Annotated in this window: 21 protein-coding genes and 1 tRNA gene; 20 read left to right on the forward strand and 2 right to left on the reverse strand. The window is 38.9% G+C overall.

Going from position 1 to position 20,000, the window contains the following annotated elements; genetic code table 11:
* Positions 1-17: 17 nt before the first annotated feature.
* Positions 18-1,271, reverse strand: a complete 1,254-nt coding sequence (locus NSQ23_RS07580) for an ATP-binding protein (RefSeq protein ID WP_339174136.1) — start codon at positions 1,269-1,271, stop codon at positions 18-20.
* Positions 1,272-1,439: 168 nt separating this feature from the next.
* Here NSQ23_RS07580 and NSQ23_RS07585 point away from each other — a divergent pair, with 168 nt between their 5' ends.
* The 20 genes from NSQ23_RS07585 (at position 1,440) to NSQ23_RS07680 (ending at position 18,914) form a co-directional block, all read left to right on the forward strand.
* The gene (locus NSQ23_RS07585) at positions 1,440-1,646 is read left to right on the forward strand and encodes a YuzF family protein (RefSeq protein ID WP_003398689.1); all 207 of its coding nucleotides are present in this window, start codon (positions 1,440-1,442) and stop codon (positions 1,644-1,646) included.
* A gap of 13 nt (positions 1,647-1,659) precedes the next feature.
* A complete protein-coding gene (locus tag NSQ23_RS07590; RefSeq protein ID WP_339174139.1) occupies positions 1,660-2,556 on the forward strand; it encodes a manganese catalase family protein in 897 nt (298 codons plus the stop codon).
* A 156-nt stretch (positions 2,557-2,712) separates the two neighbouring features.
* Entirely contained in the window at positions 2,713-3,921 is a 1,209-nt protein-coding gene (ilvA, locus tag NSQ23_RS07595) for a threonine ammonia-lyase (RefSeq protein ID WP_339174141.1), read from the forward strand.
* Positions 3,922-4,018: 97 nt separating this feature from the next.
* Entirely contained in the window at positions 4,019-4,222 is a 204-nt protein-coding gene (locus tag NSQ23_RS07600; protein WP_003398692.1) for a hypothetical protein, read from the forward strand.
* A 14-nt stretch (positions 4,223-4,236) separates the two neighbouring features.
* Entirely contained in the window at positions 4,237-4,446 is a 210-nt protein-coding gene (locus NSQ23_RS07605) for a DUF6501 family protein (RefSeq protein ID WP_004890363.1), read from the forward strand.
* A 98-nt stretch (positions 4,447-4,544) separates the two neighbouring features.
* On the forward strand, positions 4,545-5,186 hold the full coding sequence (locus tag NSQ23_RS07610; RefSeq protein WP_004890365.1) for a nitrous oxide reductase accessory protein NosL: 642 nt from the start codon (positions 4,545-4,547) through the stop codon (positions 5,184-5,186).
* 120 nt (positions 5,187-5,306) lie between these two features.
* On the forward strand, positions 5,307-5,702 hold the full coding sequence (locus tag NSQ23_RS07615) for a GntR family transcriptional regulator (RefSeq protein WP_004890367.1): 396 nt from the start codon (positions 5,307-5,309) through the stop codon (positions 5,700-5,702).
* The gene (locus NSQ23_RS07620; protein ID WP_339174146.1) at positions 5,689-6,588 is read left to right on the forward strand and encodes an ABC transporter ATP-binding protein; all 900 of its coding nucleotides are present in this window, start codon (positions 5,689-5,691) and stop codon (positions 6,586-6,588) included. Before NSQ23_RS07615 ends, NSQ23_RS07620 begins: the two co-directional genes overlap by 14 nt.
* Entirely contained in the window at positions 6,563-8,488 is a 1,926-nt protein-coding gene (locus NSQ23_RS07625) for a DUF6449 domain-containing protein (protein WP_339174149.1), read from the forward strand. Before NSQ23_RS07620 ends, NSQ23_RS07625 begins: the two co-directional genes overlap by 26 nt.
* A 100-nt stretch (positions 8,489-8,588) precedes the next feature.
* Positions 8,589-11,054 (forward strand): DUF3656 domain-containing protein, encoded by a 2,466-nt coding sequence (locus NSQ23_RS07630; RefSeq protein WP_192948450.1) that lies wholly within the window; start codon positions 8,589-8,591, stop codon positions 11,052-11,054.
* Positions 11,055-11,138: 84 nt separating this feature from the next.
* A complete protein-coding gene (locus tag NSQ23_RS07635; protein ID WP_339174152.1) occupies positions 11,139-11,699 on the forward strand; it encodes a thioredoxin family protein in 561 nt (186 codons plus the stop codon).
* A gap of 190 nt (positions 11,700-11,889) precedes the next feature.
* Entirely contained in the window at positions 11,890-12,090 is a 201-nt protein-coding gene (locus NSQ23_RS07640) for a cold-shock protein (protein WP_004890380.1), read from the forward strand.
* A 271-nt stretch (positions 12,091-12,361) separates the two neighbouring features.
* Positions 12,362-13,723 (forward strand): type I glutamate--ammonia ligase, encoded by a 1,362-nt coding sequence (gene glnA, locus NSQ23_RS07645; protein ID WP_064221403.1) that lies wholly within the window; start codon positions 12,362-12,364, stop codon positions 13,721-13,723.
* A gap of 99 nt (positions 13,724-13,822) precedes the next feature.
* Entirely contained in the window at positions 13,823-14,617 is a 795-nt protein-coding gene (locus NSQ23_RS07650) for an SGNH/GDSL hydrolase family protein (RefSeq protein WP_004890386.1), read from the forward strand.
* On the forward strand, positions 14,617-15,528 hold the full coding sequence (locus NSQ23_RS07655; RefSeq protein WP_004890389.1) for an ABC transporter ATP-binding protein: 912 nt from the start codon (positions 14,617-14,619) through the stop codon (positions 15,526-15,528). The genes NSQ23_RS07650 and NSQ23_RS07655 overlap by 1 nt, the downstream gene beginning before the upstream one ends.
* Positions 15,521-16,501 carry an ABC transporter permease gene (locus tag NSQ23_RS07660; protein ID WP_004890391.1) on the forward strand — a complete coding sequence of 327 codons (981 nt, stop codon included), beginning with the start codon at positions 15,521-15,523 and terminating at the stop codon, positions 16,499-16,501. Before NSQ23_RS07655 ends, NSQ23_RS07660 begins: the two co-directional genes overlap by 8 nt.
* Entirely contained in the window at positions 16,501-17,139 is a 639-nt protein-coding gene (locus tag NSQ23_RS07665; protein ID WP_339174155.1) for a CoA pyrophosphatase, read from the forward strand. The genes NSQ23_RS07660 and NSQ23_RS07665 overlap by 1 nt, the downstream gene beginning before the upstream one ends.
* Positions 17,136-18,095: an MBL fold metallo-hydrolase gene (locus tag NSQ23_RS07670; RefSeq protein WP_339174158.1), complete on the forward strand. Its 960-nt coding sequence runs from the start codon at positions 17,136-17,138 to the stop codon at positions 18,093-18,095. Before NSQ23_RS07665 ends, NSQ23_RS07670 begins: the two co-directional genes overlap by 4 nt.
* A 50-nt stretch (positions 18,096-18,145) precedes the next feature.
* A tRNA-Ser gene (locus tag NSQ23_RS07675) sits at positions 18,146-18,238 on the forward strand.
* Positions 18,239-18,311: 73 nt separating this feature from the next.
* Positions 18,312-18,914: a viroplasmin family protein gene (locus NSQ23_RS07680; protein WP_339174160.1), complete on the forward strand. Its 603-nt coding sequence runs from the start codon at positions 18,312-18,314 to the stop codon at positions 18,912-18,914.
* Between the two features lie 13 nt (positions 18,915-18,927).
* Here NSQ23_RS07680 and NSQ23_RS07685 read toward each other — a convergent pair whose 3' ends face one another.
* Complete coding sequence (locus NSQ23_RS07685) at positions 18,928-19,848, reverse strand: GTP-binding protein (RefSeq protein ID WP_339174337.1); 921 nt, start codon at positions 19,846-19,848, stop codon at positions 18,928-18,930.
* Positions 19,849-20,000 lie beyond the last annotated feature (152 nt).

Below are 20,000 nucleotides of genomic sequence, written 5' to 3' on the forward strand. Positions count from 1 at the left end.
GACGATATTATAACACATCATTTTTTTGAATAAGCAGGTAGTTCAATAATAAAACATGAACCACGACCGACTTCGCTTTGAACACGCATTGAACCTTTATGAAGTTCAATAATTTTTCGCGACAAAGATAGACCGAGACCTGTTCCCGTTTGTTTCGTCGAAAAAAACGGATCAAAGATGTGATGAATAATTGTAGGAGGGATGCCAGGTCCATTGTCGCGGACGTAAATTTGAACAAGGTCATTGTGCAGAGTTGTTTGAATGTGTACATTCAATGACTTTTCTGTTTTTGCTTCAATCGCATTGCGCAATAAGTTAATAAACACCTGCATCAGTTGATTTTTGTCAATATAAACACCACGATGTTGTAGTTTTTCATCTAGATCGTATGAAAGCTCTACATTGTGAAGAAGGGCTTCGCTTCGTAATAAAAGATCTAAATCGTTTTGAATAAATTCGTTTATGCCAATCCACTCTATTTTCATTTCGTTTGGTTTTGCAACGTTTAAAAAGTCTGTAATAATATCGTTTGCTCGATCGAGTTCGGGAATTAACAGTTGTTCGATGAGTGTGACAATATGTTCAGGTAGTTGCTCTTTCAAAAACTGTAAATATCCTCTTACGGTAGTTAACGGATTTCGAATTTCATGCGCAATCCCGGCAGCAATTCGCCCAGCGATCGCTAATTTTTCAGCTTCTTTCATTTGATTAAGCGATTGAAACATACTAATGACGCGTTTAATTGATCCATCTTCATTGTATAAAATACGTGTATTAATAATGCCATAGTACCGATCAAGCACTTCACAATTGTAAAGCGGTTGTTTTGTCCGCAGTGTTTTTAGCGTCATAATCTGTTCGTCAGGAATGTTTAACAACTCCCGAATATGTTTTCCAATGATTTCATCCCGATTGACGCCAATGTCGTTCGCTGCCTGTAAGTTACATAATGTAATGATTCCGTTCGCATCAACAAAAACGATATGATGGGAAACAAGATCAAAAATAGGCGCTAAAAATTGTTCAACTTGTTCAAATGGATAATCTTTTTGTAAATTCATTTTCCATTGTATTATTGGTTTTTGTCGCTCATTTTTTTTTATTCTTTCGACGATCGGAGTAGATATATCATTTTCCTTTTTCAACATCTTTCCTATTTCGTGATCGACGTACGAAAATGGGAAAGGAATGTGTTCGATAAAACGTTTATATAATTTCACTTCTTCTTCAAGATCGTTTATTTTTCGTTTTAATTGCTCATGAGTTTCCATCGTTCTAACCCCTTGTTTCACTATTTCTATGTTGAAGTTTATCGTAAAACAAATAAATCAGCTAGTATGTATTTTATTTTTTATAAAACTATGTTCTAAATAAAAAATGTAATAAACACAAATACGAGTGAATAAACTGGAAAGGAAAAGTTAGAAAGGGGGAGGAAAATGACACCGCAATTTATGGCTTTCATCGACCCTTATGTTTATCAAACGTTACAAACGATTAAAGGAAGGGAAGTAGTAATCGAAACGGTACGTGGAAATATGCAAGGCATAATTCAAGATGTAAAACCAGATCACATTGTATTAAAAAGTAGCGATACCCTCTTTTTTGTTCGCATTCAGCAAATCATTTGGATTATGCCAAAATAAGAGGGGGAGTGCAATGTTTACAAGAGTGAACAAACTGCAGATTGAATTGCCGAAATCTACGTACGCGGATGCAAATGCTGCCGCAGCAGTACAAGAGTTGCTCGGCGGAAGATTCGGGGAAATGTCAACGTTAAATAATTATTTGTTTCAGTCGTTCAACTTTCGTGAAAAGAAAAAATTAAAACCTTTTTATGATTTAGTTGCAAGTATTACAGCAGAGGAATTAGGTCATGTCGAACTCGTTACAACGGCGATTAATCTATGTTTGACGGGAACAACGTTTGAAGGGGATCCGGATGTTACTCCGATGCAAAGCGGGGTAGATAAACGAAATACGTACCATTTTATCGCGACAGCACAAACTGCTTTACCAGGGGATTCAATGGGAAAATCGTGGTCAGGGGATTACGTCTTCAACAGCGGGAACTTAGTTTTAGATTTGCTGCACAATTTTTTCTTAGAATGTGGTGCCCGTACACATAAAATGAGAGTATATGAGATGACCGATCATCCTGTCGCAAGAGAAATGATTGGTTATTTACTTGTGCGTGGAGGAGTGCACATTACCGCTTATGCGAAAGCACTTCAAATTGTCACAGGTGTTGATGTGACAAAAATGTTGCCAATTCCTAACTTAAGCAATGATAAATTTGATGTAGCACGTAAATACGAACAGCAAGGATGGCATCGGAAGTTGTACACATTTAGTGAACATGATTATCAAGACGTAAAGCAAATTTGGAAAGGAACGCATCCGCTTGATGGGGGACAGCTCGAAGTGATTCAAGGAACACCAGCGGGAGCGCCGATCCCCGATTTGGAATCAGTCGAGGAAACATTTGCCCCAGGAATTTCATACGAGGATTTTCTCGAAATTGCAAGACGTCTTCAACAATCAGCGGGGTTGTGAGCTGTGCAATATGCATAGCTTTTTTTTTGCCCAAATTTAAATAATAGAACTATGTTCTAAATAATCAATTAAAAATCAAAGAAAGAAAATAGGCAATTTGCTTGTTTATGATCAAATAACATATAATGAAAAAGACGCAAAGGAGGATGAGATGAATTGATCACGCTACAACACATATACGAAGCGCAACAACGAATGAAAACAGTTGTTCACAAAACTCCTCTTGAATTTTCACAAACGTTTAGTCGACTATCAAATAATCGAGTGTACATGAAATTAGAAAACTTACAGAAAACAGGTTCATTTAAAGTTCGAGGATCGTACAATAAAATCATTTCATTGAGCAAAGAAGAGAAAAGGCGTGGGGTAATTGCAGCTTCAGCGGGAAATCATGCACAAGGGGTAGCTTATTCTAGCAGCATGATCGGAATACCATGTACCATTGTCATGCCGAAGGGGGCGCCATTAAGTAAAATTCAAGCGACACAAAGTTATGGCGCAAACGTTATTCTACACGGTGATGTATTTGACGAATCGTTAGAATATGCCCGAAAGCTTCAGCAAGAAACAGGTGCAACATTCGTTCATCCGTTTGATGACCCAACCGTTATTGCTGGACAAGGTACAATTGGTTTAGAATTATTTGACCAGCTTGACCATATTGATGCAGTCGTTTGCCCTGTTGGTGGTGGTGGGTTACTTGCAGGATTAGCTATTGCTATGAAACAAAAAAAGCCTACTATCCGCATATATGGCGTTGAATCTGCTGCTTGTGCAAGCACCACAGCGGCTAAACAATATAATCAACCCGTTATGATTACTCCATCAAATACAATTGCAGACGGGATCGCTGTTAAACGAATTGGAGATTTAACGTTCTCATACATACAAAAATATGTGGATGATATTGTTTGTGTGGAAGAAACAGATATTTCACGAACAATGCTATATTTACTCGAGCGAAATAAATTGCTCGTTGAAGGATCAGCGGCTTGTTCATTAGCTGCTTTATTGTACAAAAAAATTCCGCTTGAAGGAAAAAACATTGTAGCCATTTTAAGCGGGGGGAATGTCTATGTAACGCTCATTTCACGCATTATCGAACGGGGACTTGTTGAATCTGGACGCTTTGTTACATTTTCAACAGTCATTTCAGACAAACCGGGACAACTAAATAAATTGTTGCGCATTATCTCCGATTTAGAAGCTAATGTCATGTCCATTGATCATCAACGAATGGGAACAAACGTTCTCCCAGGACAAGCCGAAATACGTTTTTCCCTTGAAACAAAAAATAGGGAGCATATTGATCAAATTCAACATGTGTTAATCGAATCTGGTTACACCATTCATCGTCTTGATTAAAAGGTAGTTTTTTGTATGAAATAATGCTTTTAAACGTATACATTTTCTACTATTATTAAATTAAATACACGTTTGATGTTAAAGGTGGGGAGAGAAAATGAAACGAATGGAGTTTTTTATCGTTCCGCACCCAAGGGGAACTGTACGAGTAGATGTATACAAAAAAAATGGAACGTATGAAGCGCACGCCAAATTTAAGGATGTGGCCACCGCGCAGGCAAGCGGGAACGATAAACATTTTGCAGTATTGCAAGCACTACATGAACTCGCTAAATTTTTAAATAAATATAAAGGTTCTTGAAGGAGGCATCGCTCATGATTCATTTGAGCTGGCATGAACGTCCAACGATAAAAACAGTTGTATGTAATCATACGAACGCGGAAAAGTACATTGTTCACAATGTATTAACTCCAGGTAAAGAATATGAAGTAAAAAACGAAACAGACGATTTTTATTTCATTGTTGATAACCGTGGAAAAGTTGGCGGATACTATAAGCACTATTTTACAGAAAAAGCGGTATAGCACCGCTTTTTTTCATTTTTAACACATTTGTTTCAAACAAACTTCACAAATATATAGTACATTGAACTACGGATTGAATGAAGAGGGGGATTTTTTCAATGAAAAAATGGATGATTTTATTGGTAGTGCTCTTTATTTTCGCATTGACAGGATGCAACAACAATCAAGCAGGAGATAATCAAGAAGAGACGAAACAAGTTGAGCAAAACAGAGAAGTAGAAAAGACCGTGCAAGAAGACGTGTTTATGAAAGCTGCGATGGCGGAACCAGACGAAAATACAGTGTGTGTATTTTGCAACATGAAAGTATATCCAAAAGAACATGAGCTCGGTAAATTTACAGCCAAATCAGCAACTGAAAACGGTGACGTCTTGTTTTTTGATGATATCGGATGTTTATTCAACTATGAAAGAGACCACAGCGAAGCTGCAAAAAAATATGTACGCGACTACAATACGTTAGAATGGATTGAATTACAAAATGCGACAGTTGTGAAAGCTGATATTAAAACACCAATGAACTATGGATATGCGTTTTTTGCCAAAAAAGAAGATGCTGACAAGTTTGTAAGTGAACAACCGGGCGCGATGATCGTATCATGGGAAGCTGTTGATAAGGTCGCCCACGAACGTTATATGAAAAAGAAACAGATGATGCAAAACAAGGAAGATGGACAAGGTCATGGTCATAACGACAATATGCAACAAGATAGTCATCAAAATGGACATAGCCATAAATAAAAAAAGCCTGTCATTTTGGCGGCTTTTTTATTTTTTTAGAAATATTAATATTTACATAAACCGTATTATGTAATATAATACAGATATAACAGTTAGTACAGGAAAGGAAGGGAGGGCGTCATGTTTGATCTGGATTTACGAAGTCGAAAACCAATTTACGAGCAGCTTATCGAGAAAATGAAAGAAATGATTATTCATGGTGTGCTGAAACCGAACGAGCAACTACCATCTGTTCGCTTGCTAGCTAAACAGTTAACGATTAACCCAAATACAATTCAAAAGGCGTATCGAGAATTAGAAAGAGAAGGGTATATTTACTCTATTCCAGGGAAAGGAAGTTTTGTTGCTAATAAAAAAGAGGCTGTTTACAGTGAAAAAGTCAAGCAACTAGAAGAAAATATGTTGAAACTATGTCAGGAAGCATTCTATATCGGATTAAAAAAAGAACAAATTTTTTCAATTGTTGAACGCGCAGAACGTGCGATACGAGGAGGAGAGGAACATGATTCAAATTAATCATGTAAGCAAGCGGTTTGGGGGGTTAGAGGCGATCAAAGATGTGACATTTTCCGTCCCAAAAGGATCAATATATGGGTTACTCGGATCAAATGGTGCTGGAAAAACAACACTAATGAAAATGATAGCAGGTATTTATAAACAAGACAGAGGGTCAATCACCGTTGATGGTGAACCGATTTTTGAAAACATCAAACAGAAAGAACGGCTCATTTTTTTACCTGATGCACTTTATTTTTTTCCGCATACAACAATCCGACAAATGGCCGATTTTTATCGTCATATATATCCAAAATGGAACAGAAAACGTTTTCACGAAATGAAAGAGCTATTTCCTATTGACATAAACCAAAAAATACACCGTATGTCCAAAGGGATGCAGCGCCAAGTCGCCTTTTGGTTAACATTTTCAGCGATGCCTGATGTACTCGTTTTAGACGAGCCGCTCGACGGACTAGATGCTGTCATGAGGCAAAAAGTGAAAAACATTTTATTTCAAGACGTAGCAGATAGAGAAATGACCGTCATTATTTCTTCGCATAACTTATTTGAAGTAGAAGATTTGTGTGACCGTATCGGCATTTTGCATAATGGCTCACTCATTATCGAAAAAGAATTAGACAATTTGAAAACAAACATCCATAAAGTGCAAGTGGCGTTTCACGGTCAACCTCCTTCTACTTTCCTTCAACATTTGGATGTTGTTTATCAAGAACGTCGCGGTAGCGTCCTTCTTTGTATCATTCGTGGAGAAGAGGAACAAATCAGCGCGCATATTCACAAGTATGAGCCCATTTTATTTGATTTATTGCCACTAACGTTAGAAGAAATTTTTATTTATGAACTGGGGGAAAGAGGATATGCCATTGAAAACATTCTTGTTTAATCGGGGAATTTTTAGTCAAATTGTTCGCAACGTCGGATGGGTTGCACTTGTTTATTTCGTCGGCCTTCTTTTTGCACTACCTATCCATATTTTTATGATGACTGAAGATGAAAATTGGCTTATGCATCATCAGACGGGTCGCATATTTGATATCGGAAGTATAATTCAGTTTTCCCTTATGTTCACACTTCCTGTGTTGCTTGCCATCTTTTTATTTCGCTATATGCAAGTGAGATTGTCTGCAGATTACATTCATAGTCTGCCAGTTAAACGTGAGGCACTGTTTCTTCAGCATATTGTTACTGCGATGATCATTCTTACTGTGCCCGTCGCAATGATTGCGGGATGTTTAATAATCATGAAACCGCTTCTTCCTGTTTCGCTATATTCACTGAAGCATATAGCCATTTGGTTTACAGGTACGCTGGCAATGAATGTATTATTATTTTCCGGAACGGTGTTTGTTGGGATGTTTACTGGCATGTCCATGCTACAAGGCGTGTTTGCTTATGTTCTGTTTTTCTTCTCAGCAGGAATATTCGTTTTACTTATGTTTAACTTGAAATATTTTTTACACGGTTTTGCATATGAATATTATTTATCCTATAACATTGACAAAATCGCGCCTTTTATTCGGGCATTGACCTGGGAATCAAAACCTATTCAACCAATCGAAATATATATATATATTGTGCTCGCTTTTATATTTTATGTATTGAGTGTATGGCTATACAAAAAACGACATGTTGAAGCAGCAACAGATGCGATCGCTTTTCGTCCGCTCCGCTCCGTATTCACATATGGTTTTACATTTTGTGTCATGCTTGTCGGTGGAGCATATTTCGGGGAGATGCAACAACGAATAACTTGGATCATTTTTGGATATGTATTTGCTTCATTGATCGGCTACTTCATTGCCCGTATCATTTTAGAAAAAACATGGCGCGTGTTCACGCATTGGAAAGCATACGTTCAATATATAGGTTTTATTGCCGTTGTCAGTTTATTATTTGCATTTGACTTATTTGGTTTTGGGAAATACCAACCCCCGTTAAATGACATTGAACGAGCATATTTTGGTGATGATATATACTATTTTGAAAATGATAATGAAAACAGGGAGAATGCGTTTTTCTACGAAAGAGACAACATCGAGCACATTTATTTGTTCCATCAGCAGTTAATGAAGCAGCAAAAATTGCAAACTGAAAATACTAAACATGTTGTCATTGGTTATGACTTGAAAAACGGAAAACGGATTGTTCGTCAATATGCTGTACCATTAGAAGTATATAATCAGTTTTACAAACCTATTTTTCATTCGCTTGAGTTTAAGAAAAATCACTATCCAATTTTGCGTATAAATGATTTCAAAAACGTTTTACAAGTACGAATAGATTCTAATTTAGGAGGGAAAGCCGTTCGATTGCGTGATCGTGAGGAGATCGAATCGTTTTTACACATACTACAGCGTCAGTTGGTAGATGAAACATTTGATCCAATCGCATGGAATCGAGAATGGGGAGCAATTACCGTCACGTATGAAAAACAAAAAGGAATAACCGAGGAAACTATGATCAAGTGGAAAAAGTCGTATCATCTCGTAGATGAATGGTTGCAGCAGCGCGGTTTATTGCAGCAAGCACGGGCGACAGTAGAAGACGTGAGCGAAGTGAAAATAATTAAAAACACAAAACGGTTGAAAACATATGAGTGGACAGATGACATGATTGAACGAGCCGAGGGAATCGTCGTAAAAGATAAAACAAAAATAGAACAATGTATGCAAATGGCTGGTTGGGATGAACGTGCGGATTATATTGTCGTTACCTACTATAAAAGTGGATATGCCGACATACAGTCATTTACTAAACATTTTATCCCTCCATTCCTTCATTGAAGACCTGAGTGCTCAGGTCTTTTTTTCGTTGTTGGCAAAAGCCACGTATATTCGGTAATATATTGTTGTCCATGATAAAAAATAGAGAGGTTGACTAGTTGTGAGACAAATTGAATTATTGGCGCCAGCAGGAGATTGGGACTGTCTTCGTGCAGCTGTCGCAAACGGAGCAGATGCGGTTTATTTTGGTGTCGATAAATATAATGCGCGTGTACGGGCGAAAAATTTCCGTATGGAAGAGTTAAACGATGTCATGGCTTATTTGCATAAATACCATGTTCGCGGATATGTCACTTTTAATATTTTAGTGTTTGAAAATGAATTACAAGAAGCAAAACAGTTAGTTGAAGCATGTATAAATGCCGGGGTGGATGCGCTCATTGTACAAGATTTAGGTCTTGTTAAACTTATTCGAGACATATCACCCGACTTTCCGATTCACGGATCGACACAAATGACAGTTACATCGCCGGAAGCGGTTGAATTTTTAAAGCCTTATCACTTGGAAGTTGTTGTTCTCGGTCGGGAAAATAATTTATCTCATATTCAAAAAATTGCTGAGAAAACAAACGTGCCATTAGAAGTGTTCGTCCATGGGGCACTTTGCGTATCGTATTCCGGACAATGTTTAACGTCAGAAATGTGGGGAGGACGTTCGGCTAACCGCGGCGAGTGTGCACAAGCATGCCGTCTTCCATATGATTTAATCGTTGACGGCGAACAAAAAGAAATGGGAAACGTCGCTTACTTACTTTCTCCAAAAGATTTAGCAGCGCTTGATCTTGTTCCAGAACTTATCGAGGCTGGTGTAAATACGTTTAAAATTGAAGGGCGATTAAAATCACCAGAATATGTAGCTAACGTCGTGAACAAATATCGAAAAGCAATTGATGAATATTTAGCAGGACGTTATTACACCCCTTCAAAAGAAGAAATACGTGAGCTACAACAAAGCTTTAGCCGTGGATTTACACATGGCTTTTTAAAAGGAACGAACAATAAGCAGCTCGTTGATGGAACTTTTCCGAAAAGCCGAGGTGTATTTCTAGGGACGGTCAAAAAAGTATTAAAAGATGGGGTGCTATGCGATCTACAAGCTCCATTAAAGCGCGGTGATGGAATTGTATTCGACGCAGGACGTCCAGAAGAAAAAGAAGAAGGCGGACGGGTATATGACTTGAGGAAACATGGTAAAAAAATCGAAGGTGAAGTGGAAAAAGGTCTTGTTGAAATAATCCCCGGCCGGCATGATGTCAATTTAACACGTGTACATGTCGGAGATCGCATTTGGAAAACGAGTGACCAAGAGCTTGATCGCCGCCTGCGTAAAACATTTGAAACGGAGCGACCATATCAGTTGTTTCCGGTGACTGTACATGTATATGGCGAAGCAGGGAAGCCGCTTGTTTCAACGTGGCGTGACGAAACAACAGGGAATGAAGTCGTCGTTCAATCCGAACAAATGTTAAATGTTGCGCAAAAACGGCCATTAACGTTAGATTTTATAAAAGAACAGTTTGGCAGATTAGGTGGGACTATTTTTGAGCTAAAAGACGTTGATATGCATATGAATGGTGACGTCATTCTTCCGGTTAAAGAATTAAACCAAATGAGAAGAAAAGCGGTTGAACAGCTCATTGAGAAACGTCAACAACCACGGTTGTATATAAAACAAACAGTGGATTTGACATCCCCCTATCGACAAAAGCAACGAACTACAACCCCTGCCTTGATGGCTCTTTGCCGTACAATGGAGCAGGTAGAAGTCGCATGCCATACAGATGTAGACATGGTATATGCAGATTTTGAGTTTACAACCGACTATCCGAAAGCTGTCGAGATAGCACGGTCGGCAAATAAACCAATTGCCCTAGCTACCCCACGTATTCATATGCCTGGAGAAAATGGAATTTTGAGAGGGATTTTAAAGGCTGAACCAGACGCTATTTTAGTTCGTAGTTTAGGTGCAGTACAGTATTATACAAGTCAATCGGTGCAACAACAGCTAATTGGAGACTTTTCGCTTAACATTTCAAACCATCTATCTGCACGATTGTTTCTAGAGCGAGGACTCGATCGAATTACACCTTCATACGATTTAAACATTCAACAGATGATTGATTTACTTGAGGCGGCACCAACAGAACATATCGAAATTGTCATTCATCAACATTTACCAATGTTTCATACTGAACATTGTGTATATTGTACATTTTTAAGCGAAGGAACTGATTTTACAAACTGTGGTCGCCCGTGCGAAAAGCATCGTGTATCTTTACGTGATCGAATTGGCATGCTTCATCCTGTCCGCGTTGATATTGGTTGCCGAAATACAGTGTACAATGCAATCGAACAATCGGGGGCAGAATACATTCCGAATTTTTTATCCCTTGGTGTTCATTCATATCGTGTTGAATTTTTAGAAGAGCCCGCCGAAAAAGTGAAAGAGGTCATCACATTATATCGAGAGGCGCTCGAGGGCAAGCGGAGTGGCACAAGTGTATGGCGAACATTAAAGGCCATCAATCAACTTGGAGTTACACGCGGACAGCTAATAAAAAAATAAGCGGGCTTAAGCTCGCTTATTTTTCCTATTTATACATTTTACTATATAATAGTAAATGAACGAGGAAAAGAAAGGGTGATTTGTATGCCAGCTGTTGAATCAAATATGTTTCCGTTAGGAGAGAAAGCACCATCGTTTGAACTTGTCAACGTGATTGACGGACAAATCGTCCGACTAGAAGATGTCAAGTCGGATATCGCGACAGTAATCATGTTTATTTGTAACCATTGTCCGTTTGTTAAACATGTTCAAGAAGAACTTGTTCGTTTGGCTAATGATTATCAGCCAAAGGGCATTTCGTTTATTGCGATCAATTCAAACGATGTAGAAAAATATCCAGACGATTCTCCAGAAAAAATGAAAGAAGTAGCCGAACAACTCGGATATCCGTTTCCATATTTATTTGATGAAACACAAGAAGTCGCAAAAGCATATCAAGCTGCATGCACACCGGATTTTTATATATTTGACAGTGAATTGAAATGTGTTTACCGCGGTCAACTCGATGATTCACGTCCAAGTAATGGAATTCCAGTGACTGGTTCCTCCATTCGTTCAGCTCTGGACGCATTGCTGTTAGGGGAACCTGTTCCGAAAGAACAAAAGCCAAGCATCGGTTGCAGCATCAAATGGAAAGAAAAATAAAAAAAACATTTGACATTTTCTTTTTAAGCCTATATACTTAAGAAGTACCATTTAGTTCGTTATATCAATGATCGTTATAAGCTGCACCTTTGTCGGGTTCATCTTATAAGGACTTGACAGAAGTGCAGCTTTTGTTTTACGAGTAATGAAACGGTGGTCAATTTTTAAAATTGTTTTGGAGGAATTTCACATGAACACAGGTAAAGTAAAATGGTTTAATGCAGAGAAAGGTTTTGGATTCATTGAGACGGACGGAGGTACAGACGTATTCGTTCACTTCACAGCGATCCAAAGTACTGGATTCAAAACGTTGGAAGAAGGCGAAAAAGTAACATTTGACATCGTGAATGGCAATCGTGGGCCGCAAGCGGCAAACGTCCAAAAAGCATAAATCGTCAAACGTACGGGGTCTCGCTTTTCGTGAGATCCCGTTTTTATATGCAACAAAACAAATTCTCACTGGCGCAGCTTCGGAGCTGCAAGGACGGAAGAGAGGTAGGGTTTCCGTCGTTTTTGTTTATTCGGACACGCTCATAGGAAGCGTGTCCTTTTTTAAATAAAAATACAGAAAATTTGATAAAAAACTATTGAAAAAAGAACAATGATTCCATATAATAAACTCATGTTATAAAACTATACATAAGAATGTGAGGTAATGTAACATGAGTAAATTGCTTGTTTCTGAACAAACAAACACTTCGACACTTGAACAAATTAAAGAAGTGATAAAGCAAAAACATGTTGAACTATTACATTTGCAGTTTGTTGATATTGAAGGGATTTTAAAACATGTCACAGTTACAGCGGAGCAACTAGATGATGTAGTAGAAGGAAAAATAATGTTCGACGGATCATCGATTAAAGGATTCTCACCGATCAATCGTTCGGACTTATATTTACTCCCTGATTTACAAACATTCGCTGTATTGCCTTGGACAGTAGAGAATGGATACGCGGAGGCGCGTTTTCTCTGTTCTGTCGTCAATCCCGACGGAACATTATTCGAAGGAGACCCGCGTAACGTATTGAAAAAAACGGTGGAACGCGCAAAGCAAAAAGGATACACGATCTCCGTCGGTCCTGAGTTAGAGTTCTTCTTATTTGAAACGGATGAAAACGGAAACCCAACAACAAAACCACAAGATAGCGGTGGCTATTTTGAGCCATCTCCAAAAGATCTTGGAGAACGTGTCCGCTTAGATATTTATCGTGCGTTAAAAGCAATGGGATTTACAGTCGAGGCCTCACACCATGAAGTTGCTGAGGGTCAACATGAAATTAATTTCAAATATGCCGATGCGTTAGGTGCTGCTGACAACGCCACAACATACAAATGGGTTGTAAAAACGATTGCTAAAAAATACGGATTGCATGCTACGTTTATGCCAAAGCCGATTTTTGGTATTAACGGTTCGGGAATGCACGTAAATATTTCTTTATTTAAAGATGGAGAAAATGCGTTTTTTGATCCGACTGACGACAATCAGTTATCTGAAACAGCATATCAGTTTATTGCTGGCTTATTACGTCATGTGAAAAGTTTCGCTGCCATTACCAATCCACTTGTAAACTCATACAAACGTCTTGTGCCAGGATACGAGGCTCCATGCTATATTGCTTGGTCGGCGTCAAATCGCTCCGCATTAATTCGCATCCCTGCAAAACGAGGATTGGCAACACGCGTTGAGCTTCGTTGTCCAGATCCATCTGCCAATCCGTATTTAGCATTTGCAGTTATTGCTGAGGCAGGGCTTGATGGTGTAGAAAAAGAACTCACTTGTCCAGCACCAATCGACGAAGATATTTTCCATATGACGAATGAACGTCGTAAAGAGCTTCGTATTGAAAACCTTCCAGGTAGTTTAGGGAAAGCGATTGAAGAACTAGAAAATGGCACAATTGGCCGTCATACATTAGGAGATCACGTATTTAACGAATACGTAGCGATGAAAAAGAATGAATGGGATAGCTATCGGACAGCTGTTCATACTTGGGAAATTGAACATTATCAAACGAAGTTTTAAGAGCGAGCACATTGGGCTCGCTTTTTTGCATGTTTTCATTATGTGTTTACACAACAAATGGTATATGATGAGAGGTAGAAAAAAGGAAAGGGTGATATCGTGGCTAAACGAATCATTTCAATCGTTGTCGCCATTTGCGTTGCCACAACGATGTTATGGATTTTCGGTTTAATCGTTACTATTCAAGACCAATTTTTTTATGAATCTTCTTCATCAACAAAACAAATCGAGGTGACAAATTCAAACTCAAAACAAAAAGATGCGCTTTCGATTGTCGCTCTCGGCGATTCGTTAACGCGTGGAACTGGAGATGAAACAGGAAAAGGATATGTCGGTCATGTGATGGATGAACTTAAAAAACGGACAGACAAACAAATTCAATTTACTAATTTAGCAATTAAAGGACAACGGTCTGCACAGCTTATTGAACAGTTGAAACAAAAAGAAGTGCAACGTCAAATAATAGAAGCAGACATCATCTTGATGACGATTGGAGGAAATGATTTATTTCGCGGTGGTGAAGCATTACGCGATTTGTCGACAACACAAATAGAAAAAGAGAAGAAAAAATTTATTGAACAACTAAATACAATTTTCCTACTTATACGTGAGATGAACGAAGATGCACCTGTATTTTATATCGCCTTATACAATCCATTTAATGATTTAGACAACGGAAAAGAAACGTCGGCGATTGTGCGAAATTGGAACTATGCCGCATCCGAAGTGGCCGCCCAATACAAGTCCATCATTTGTGTTCCAACGTACGATTTGTTCGAACTTCAAGTAAACGACTATTTATATACGGATAAATTCCATCCAAATAAAGAGGGATACAAACGAATAGGTGAACGCGTCGCCGCACTTATCACATTAACGGAAGGAGAGAAATAATGGAAGAAACGTTAGTTGTACAAAACGTAAAAAAAACGATTGGAAAAAAAGAAATTATTAAAGGACTTTCATTTTCTTTAAAAAAAGGAGAAGTGTTCGGCTTTTTAGGCCCAAATGGCGCAGGAAAAACAACGACGATTCGTATGCTCGTCGGATTAATCAAGCCGACATCCGGGAAGATTTTTGTTTGCGGATATGACTTGCAAAAACAATTTACAAAAGCCATTCAACATATTGGTTGTATCGTTGAAAATCCTGAACTTTACCCATATTTGAGCGGATGGGAAAATCTTGAGCATTTTGCACGTATGTTGCCATCCATTTCTACAACACGCATTCAAGAAGTTGTTGAGCTCGTCGGCTTACAAAATCGGATTCATGATCTTGTTCGAACATACTCTCTTGGCATGCGGCAGCGTCTCGGTATCGCACAAGCGTTACTTGGAAAACCTACCGTGCTCATTTTAGATGAGCCAACGAACGGTCTAGACCCTGTCGGCATTCGTGAAATGAGACAATTTATTCGTACACTTGCCGAACAAGAACAGTTAACCGTTCTCGTTTCTTCCCATTTGTTAAGCGAAATACAACTGATGTGTGATCGGGTGGCCATCATGTCTAAAGGGGAAATTATTCGTATTGATACAGTTGAACATTTATTGAAAGAACAAGCACGGATATACTGGAATGTTCACCCGATTCATATCGCAAAACAAATATTAAAAAACGAAACAACCGTTCTAGGTGAAAAAGATGACTTCATCGTTACAGTTTACGAATCAAACGAAGTCATCGCCCGTTGTAATGCCCGCCTAATTGAAGCTGGAGTGAGTGTGAGTAGTATTGAGCGCAAACTTCCAACACTCGAAGACTTATTTATCGAATTAACAGGAGGGGAAACGATTGATTAATCTCGTATACAATGAAATGTTAAAAATCGTTCGTAAAAAACGGTTGTTTATTATCGCAGCAATTGTTGCTGTTCTCGTTAGCTTATTTACATATGCGCAATTTAAACAAGTCGAAACGATCCGAGAACGAATCGGAACAACAGATTGGCGCACACAACTACAACAACAAATCATCGATACACAAAATCGGTTAAATTCGACAGGAATTTCTGAAGAGTGGAAAAAATTTCTTAAAATTCGTTTACAACAACAACAATATTATTTAGACAATGACATTAATCCGATGGCACCTGGTGCACCGACGTTTATGCGCATGTTCATCGAAAATTCGATTGAACTGTTTTTGCCGCTTCTTGTTATGGTCATTGCTGCTGACCTTGTCTCGTCAGAAGCAAGCGGGGGAACGATTAAACTATTGTTGACACGTCCTGTGAAACGATGGAAAATTTTAATGAGCAAATATATCGCTATGATTTTATCTACATCCTTTATCGTGTTTTCCGTTGCAGTTTTATCGTATGCCATCTCGGGCATTGTATTCGGATATGGCGGATGGAATTTACCTCTTTTAACAGGATTTTCGATCCAAGGTGAAGAATTAAATACAGCGGGTGTTCACCTCATTCCTCAATGGAAATACTTACTTATTGAATTTGGACTTGCTTTTTTTGTTGCACTCGTCGTCGGCACGCTTACATTTATGCTTTCCGTGTTGCTGCGTAGCACAGCAGCAGTAATGGGAATCATGCTCGCCGCTCTTATTTCTGGAGCGATTTTATCAAGCATGGTGTCGTCGTGGGAATCCGCAAAATATTTGTTTATGGTCAATTTGCGACTCACAAGCTACGTTAGTGGCATGGCACCACCTATTGATGGAATGACACTTTCATTTTCGATGACTGTACTAGCCATTTGGGCGCTTGTGGCGCTTATCATTTCTTTTTATGTATTTACGAAAAGGGATGTTTACTGATGAAAAAAAGGTTGTATACCGCGATGGAGAAGTTGCAACAGCGAACGCCAACGATCATGGACTTTGACACATTTGCTCAATATGCCGTACTTCTCCCGCTCGTCCGTCAAAATGACGATATATTTGTTTTATTTGAAGTACGCTCATTACATTTGCGTCGTCAACCGGGGGAAATTTGTTTTCCAGGTGGAAAGATAGACGAATGTGATCAAAATCCGAGCGATGCCGCTGTTCGTGAAACGTGTGAAGAGCTAGGTATTCAAAAAGAAAATATTACACACATCGTCCCGCTTGATTACATGTTGTCGCCTTTCGGTATGGTCATTTATCCGTTTGCTGCGTTTGTAGATATGACGTGCATGAAAATAAATGAAAAAGAAGTGGCAGAAGTATTTACCGTTCCGCTATCCTTCTTTGTTGAAACAAAGCCAGACATATATCACGTTCAGCTTGAACCGAAACCCGAAGAGCATTTCCCATTCGAACATATCCCAGGGGGAAGGCAGTATAATTGGCGGCCGCGACAAATTGAAGAACATTTTTATTATTACAAGGATAAAGTCATTTGGGGACTGACAGCAAAAATCGTTTATCATTTCACCCGACTCATTCAAACAATGGAAGGGGAATCCGCATGACAAAACCAGTTGATTTAGGGTCTAGTATTTCGCTTATTGATTTATATGACTTACAAACTGCTCAACGAACAGGAGCATATGTATTTCAAGAGGAAGAAGTGACAATTATTGAAACGAGCGCAAGCCCCTCGATCCCACATTTAATTAAAGGGTTAGAAGCATTGTCCATTAACTTACACGATGTGAAAAATATTATCGTCACTCATATTCATTTAGATCACGCGGGCGGGGCGGGTGTGTTATTGCAGCATTGTCCAAATGCTCGCGTATTTGTCCATCCAAAAGGTATGCGCCATTTAGCTGATCCGTCTCGTCTTATTGAAGGAGCAAAAGCGGTTTATGGTGAAAAATTTGATGCGTTATTTGATCCGATCGTTCCAATTCCTGAAGACCGATTAATTGCAAAGGAAGATGGAGAGACGCTACAAATTGGAAAAGATCGCACGCTAACGTTTATGCATACACCAGGACATGCGAATCACCATTTTTCCATTTATGATCCAAAAAGCAACGGTATTTTTACAGGTGATACAGCTGGCGTTTTTTATCCGCAACTTCTTTCATACTACGTAGAGCTATACTTGCCATCTACATCACCAAATCAATTTAATCCCGAGGCGATGCTTGCATCCATTGAAAGATTTAAGGCATTACGTCCGGGGCGTATATATTTCGGTCATTTTGGCATGCCGCAACAAGTGCAAACGGTTTGGGAACAGTTGCACTACTGGCTTCCTATTTTTGTTCAAGTAGGCAATGAAGTCGTGAGTGAACAAGCCAATCAATCGTTTACAGAAAAAACCGAGGCCGTTTTCAATCGTTTATTTGAGATCGTTCGCACCTTTTTGCGTAAACAACAAGTACCAGATGATGCTGATGTATATCAACTACTTCAACTTGATTTACAAGTATGCGCAATGGGGCTTGTTGATTACGTTGAGAAACAAAAAAGGTAATTGACGAAATATAACGTTTTCGCTATAATTTCTTTGGCACCCCACTGTACGGAGGAGTACCCAAGTCCGGCTGAAGGGGTCGGTCTCGAAAACCGATAGGGGTGTCAAAGCCCGCGGGGGTTCGAATCCCCCCTCCTCCGCCATCTTCCTCTTTCATTTCTTCTTTTGTGACCTTCAACTTTGTTTCTTTATTCCAATTCGTGAGGATGTGACAAATTGAAAAAGTATTATGTCGTTTGGCAAGGGGCGAAAACAGGTATTTTTTCTTCTTGGGACGAGTGTAAACAGTACGTCATTGGCATTCCCGGGGCAAAATATCGCTCATTTTTATCGAAAGAAGAAGCGGAGCAAGCATTTGCATCTGGTCCAATGATGGGTGGCACGAAGAAGAATAAGATCGTCGAACGTTCAATGAGTTATATAGAAGAAAGCATTTGCGTAGATGCAGCATGTAGCGGCAATCCTGGTGCAATGGAATACCGAGGGGTACATACGAAAACAGGGAAAGAGTTGTTTCATGTTGGTCCGATGATCGGAACAAACAACATTGGTGAGTTTTTAGCTATCGTTCACGCATTAGCATGGCTACAACAGAAAAACAAAAACGTACCCATTTATTCTGATTCTGCGACAGCTATCAAATGGGTGAAAGAAAAAAAGGCGAATACAACGCTCGTTCGCAACGCTGAAACAGAACGTGCCTGGCAACTTGTTGAACGTGCTGAAAGTTGGTTGCGTACGCACCATTATACGAATGAAATTATGAAATGGGAAACCGAGCAATGGGGAGAAATTAAAGCGGACTTTGGACGAAAGTAAAAGGAGAGGGATATTAACCTTCTCCTTTTTGCATATTATCGAGTTGTTGTTTTAGTGTTTGTTTATCCAATTGTTCACCAATCACAACAAAATGTAGCGGAACATTCATTTCCTCTTTCATATAGAGCGGTGTACCGTATGCATACTGAAAAGAATAAACCCCACTTGTACGAGTAAAGCGTAAAAACCCTTTCATTCGGTAAATGGTATCAGGTAACTGCCGTACCCATTGTTCGAACACATCTAAATCAATCGGGCTTGTAAATGTATGTACGTATGTTTGAATGCGTAATCTTTCGATGTTCATTCGCTCATGCTCGTTTCTTACCCGCTTCGATAACAAATGAATATCTTCCATTCGCACATTAGAAAACGTTGTGAAAATGATGCGCGCATCACTGTTGATTGCTTGTAACTCAAACGATAATTTCGCCTGCGCATCTACACATAATTCGTCTGTCTTATTGACGATTAATACATCTGCGTGACGAACTTGTTCTTTTAATAACATTTGCAAGGGAATGGAGAGTTGTTGACGATTCATCCAACGTGTTGCATCGATTGTCGTGATGATACCTCTCATTTGAAGACGATGAGCAAGTAATGGCGACACACACGCATCGAGCACTTCAACAGGATGCGCTACCCCTGTTGTTTCAATGTAAATGACATCTAATGAATGTTGCTGGAGCAACGAATAAAGCTCTACTTCAAATTGATCTTGAATGGTACAACATACACAGCCGCTTAATAATTCGCTTAGTACAGCATCTTCTGAAACAGCATGTGAGTCAATGGACACTTGGCCAATTTCATTCATCACAACCGCTATTTTTCGTCCTCGTTCTTTTTCACTTTGCAAGAAACGCTTTAATAGTGTCGTTTTCCCGCTTCCAAGAAATCCAGATAAGATGTATATGTCTGTATGTTTCATAAAGATCTCCCTTCTACATGTTCCTTTTTGATCATAGTCAAAAATAATAAATAGCACAAGAAAATATATCGTACATCGATGGACAATTTGAAGAAAAGATGATGGATCGAAAATGTTCAATGTACCAATTGTTTCAATTTAGACGAAAAATA

The sequence above is a fragment of the Anoxybacillus sp. FSL W8-1294 genome (assembly GCF_037965005.1).
Taxonomy (GTDB): Bacteria; Bacillota; Bacilli; order Bacillales; family Anoxybacillaceae; genus Anoxybacillus; species Anoxybacillus flavithermus_G.

Excerpts from the sequence above, each read along its gene's own strand:
- NSQ23_RS07655 (WP_004890389.1), top strand. The coding sequence starts at position 14,617 with ATGGAAGAAACGTTAGTTGTACAAAACGTAAAAAAAACGATTGGAAAA.
- NSQ23_RS07580 (WP_339174136.1), bottom strand. The coding sequence starts at position 1,271 with ATGGAAACTCATGAGCAATTAAAACGAAAAATAAACGATCTTGAAGAA.
- NSQ23_RS07590 (WP_339174139.1), top strand. The coding sequence starts at position 1,660 with ATGTTTACAAGAGTGAACAAACTGCAGATTGAATTGCCGAAATCTACG.
- NSQ23_RS07585 (WP_003398689.1), top strand. The coding sequence starts at position 1,440 with ATGACACCGCAATTTATGGCTTTCATCGACCCTTATGTTTATCAAACG.
- NSQ23_RS07620 (WP_339174146.1), top strand. The coding sequence starts at position 5,689 with ATGATTCAAATTAATCATGTAAGCAAGCGGTTTGGGGGGTTAGAGGCG.
- NSQ23_RS07600 (WP_003398692.1), top strand. The coding sequence starts at position 4,019 with ATGAAACGAATGGAGTTTTTTATCGTTCCGCACCCAAGGGGAACTGTA.
- glnA (WP_064221403.1), top strand. The coding sequence starts at position 12,362 with ATGAGTAAATTGCTTGTTTCTGAACAAACAAACACTTCGACACTTGAA.
- NSQ23_RS07605 (WP_004890363.1), top strand. The coding sequence starts at position 4,237 with ATGATTCATTTGAGCTGGCATGAACGTCCAACGATAAAAACAGTTGTA.
- NSQ23_RS07685 (WP_339174337.1), bottom strand. The coding sequence starts at position 19,848 with ATGAAACATACAGACATATACATCTTATCTGGATTTCTTGGAAGCGGG.
- NSQ23_RS07610 (WP_004890365.1), top strand. The coding sequence starts at position 4,545 with ATGAAAAAATGGATGATTTTATTGGTAGTGCTCTTTATTTTCGCATTG.
- NSQ23_RS07625 (WP_339174149.1), top strand. The coding sequence starts at position 6,563 with ATGCCATTGAAAACATTCTTGTTTAATCGGGGAATTTTTAGTCAAATT.
- NSQ23_RS07670 (WP_339174158.1), top strand. The coding sequence starts at position 17,136 with ATGACAAAACCAGTTGATTTAGGGTCTAGTATTTCGCTTATTGATTTA.
- NSQ23_RS07640 (WP_004890380.1), top strand. The coding sequence starts at position 11,890 with ATGAACACAGGTAAAGTAAAATGGTTTAATGCAGAGAAAGGTTTTGGA.
- NSQ23_RS07615 (WP_004890367.1), top strand. The coding sequence starts at position 5,307 with ATGTTTGATCTGGATTTACGAAGTCGAAAACCAATTTACGAGCAGCTT.
- NSQ23_RS07665 (WP_339174155.1), top strand. The coding sequence starts at position 16,501 with ATGAAAAAAAGGTTGTATACCGCGATGGAGAAGTTGCAACAGCGAACG.
- NSQ23_RS07635 (WP_339174152.1), top strand. The coding sequence starts at position 11,139 with ATGCCAGCTGTTGAATCAAATATGTTTCCGTTAGGAGAGAAAGCACCA.